This window comes from Selenomonas sp. KH1T6, assembly GCF_900108415.1.
Lineage (GTDB): Bacteria > Bacillota > Negativicutes > Selenomonadales > Selenomonadaceae > Selenomonas_B > Selenomonas_B ruminantium_A.
In genome coordinates this window covers 1-1,793 of sequence record NZ_FNWN01000073.1, presented here as the reverse complement: position 1 = coordinate 1,793, position 1,793 = coordinate 1, and the positions used below count along the sequence as shown (strand labels likewise).

Here is a 1,793-nt window from a genome sequence, read left to right as displayed (position 1 = left end):
GTAAGCGGTAAACCATCTGGTGTAGCACGTAAATGAAAAAAGCATGACCGTTCATGGCCATGCTTTTTTACTTACAGTTTTTCTGAACTTCTTCATTCCAAGGAAGCAACTCATCCAACTCGTCAGGATGGATTTTGAAATTCATGTTGGGCATCCGTTCAAACAAATAGACCAGATATTTAAAAGGATCTATGTCATTGGCTTTGCAGGTTTCAACCACGCTGTAGACGGCAGCACTGGCTGCGGCGCCTTTCGGCGAGGCCGAAAACAGCCAATTTTTACGTCCTATGGTGAAGCTTCTTATGGCACGTTCGCATATATTGTTGGACAAGGCTGCATTGCCGTCGTTCAGGTATACGCTCAGGCCTTCCTTATGGTTGAGGGAATAATTCACGGCTTTGCCAAGTGCAGATTTCGGAAGCGTGCCAGGCTGGGCCTTTTCAAGCCATGCGAAAAAAGCCTCCAGCTTGTCTTTTTCAAGCCGTAGACGTTCCTGCTGCCGTTCTTCGGGCGTTTTGTCTGCCAAAGTTTTATCCAGGGCAAACAGCTCGTTTATTCTCTTGATGGCCTGGCCGCTGATGGAAGCGTCTGCCTCTTCCTGTTTCAGGCCGGGGGGCAGGGCTTCCACAAAGTACCTGCGGGCATGGGCCCAGCAGAGTGCATGGGCACGGCAGGAAGCTTGCTCATAGCCGGCATACCCATCTGTTAGGAGAGCCCCCTTGTAATCCTTCAGGAATTCCCCTGCAAAGCTGCCGCTCCTTCCGGGCTGGTACTTGTAAATCCGGATCTGATGACCGTCCTGCTCATACTCTCCGTTGGTGAAAACCCACATGTAGGACTTTGTTTTGTTCTTGCGGCCCTTTTCACCAAGCACCTGAACCGGCGTCTCATCAGCATGTATGATTGGCTGAAGGAGCAGCATCTTATGCATATGGTCTACTAATGGCATAAGCCAATCCTGCGCAGACCGTATGACCCAGTTGGCTAAAGTGGCCCTGGGAAGTGCAATGCCGATGGCTTTCCACTCTTTTTCCTGTCGGTAAAGGGGCATGGCAAACTGGTACTTCTGCGTGATGACATGTGCAACGCTGGAAGGAGAGGCAATGGATTTTGCCAGCACCGGCTGGGGCATTGCTGGCTTTTCGATGGAAAAGTGCTCCTGTTTGCGGCACTCCAGGCACTGAAAAGATTCACGGTAGAAGTCGATGATCTTTACCGTGGCTGGGATGAACTGCACTTCTGTACGGATTTTCTCACGGCCCATGGAAACAAGCTTGGTGCCACAGCGCTTGCAGATGCGCTCATCCTCCGGCAGGGTGATGAGACGCTCCTCATGGGGAAAATCCTTCAGGATCTCTTCCAAACGGCCTTTCGTTTTCTTGCGGCGCTTATGTGCAGGCACTTCAATGACCGGCTCGGGAGCACTTGCCTTTGCCTCGACCTCTGCTTCATCGAAAAGGTTGATCTCGATATCCTCACCCATGACCCGCTTCGTTTTCTCGGTACGGGAGCCAAAAGCCAGCTTCTTCAAATGGGCAATCTGTTCCTTGAGATAGCTGACCTCATTAGAGAGATTTTCCTTTTCAAGGACAAGAGCATCTATGCGGTTTTGCATCTCCTGCTCGCGTATGTCTGTCATGGAAAACCTCCTATCTGTATGCTTCAATTATACCACAAAAAAGCCCGCAAAGCCAGGAATGGCGCGGGCTGAAGATGGATGGTGCTTTAGTTTTTACGAGTTAGAAGCTATGGGCAGGATGAACTTTTTGAACGGCTCTTGGCTGTGATATGGA

The 1,793-nt window shown here is 50.4% G+C and carries 1 protein-coding gene; it reads right to left on the bottom strand.

The annotated features are described in order from the left end of the window. Positions 1-67: 67 nt before the first annotated feature. Positions 68-1,639 (bottom strand): IS66 family transposase, encoded by a 1,572-nt coding sequence (tnpC, locus tag BLW59_RS17015; RefSeq protein WP_074699052.1) that lies wholly within the window; start codon positions 1,637-1,639, stop codon positions 68-70. Positions 1,640-1,793: the final 154 nt, after the last annotated feature.